Source organism: Cupriavidus sp. SK-3 (assembly GCF_000611145.1).
In the GTDB taxonomy this organism is placed as follows: Bacteria; Pseudomonadota; Gammaproteobacteria; order Burkholderiales; family Burkholderiaceae; genus Cupriavidus.
The window spans coordinates 1-597 of sequence record NZ_JFJV02000298.1 but is presented as its reverse complement, the minus strand read 5'-3'; the positions used below and the strand labels follow the sequence as shown (position 1 = coordinate 597).

At 60.0% G+C, this 597-nt stretch carries 1 protein-coding gene; it reads right to left on the bottom strand.

Features of this window, described 5'->3' with window-relative positions:
* Nucleotides 1–42: 42 nt before the first annotated feature.
* On the bottom strand, nucleotides 43–597 hold a 555-nt coding region (gene tnpC / locus CF70_RS33640; protein ID WP_035876163.1), incomplete at its 5' end, for an IS66 family transposase.

Genomic DNA, 597 nt, shown 5'->3' with positions numbered 1-597 from the left:
GTAACCGTCCGACCGTCAGCGTTCTTGACGAAGGGGATACTTTCAGGCTGCGCTCTGGCGAAGCTGATCAGCCACGGCCCATGGCAGTAGTTCGCTGACGCGATTGACGGGGTGCTCGGCAATGCGGGCAATGACGTGTCGCAGGTAAGCCTCGGGATCGAGACCGTTCAGTTTGGCTGTCGCAACAAGCGTATAGATTGCGGCGCCGCGTTCACCACCACTGTCGGAGCCGAAGTGCAGGAAGTTTTTCCGGCCGAGAGCAACTCCTCGCAGTGCACGCTCCGCCGCATTATTGTCAATCTCGACGCGGCCATCGTCGACATACAGCGTTAGTGCGGCCCACTGATTCAATGCGTAATTGATGGCCTTCGCAGTATCGCTTTTGTGCGACACCGTGCTGAGCGTCGAGCGCAACCACGTTTCAAAGGCATCAAGTAAGGGCCGCCCCCGCTCCTGTCGGACGCGTCTTCGCTCGTCTGGAGGCTTGCCGCGGATCTCGGCCTCAATCGCGTACAGCTCACCGATCCGACGCAGCGCCTCGGTGTTGACCTCGTTCCTGCGAGCCAGGTACAGGTCGTGGAATTTTCGTCTCGCGTG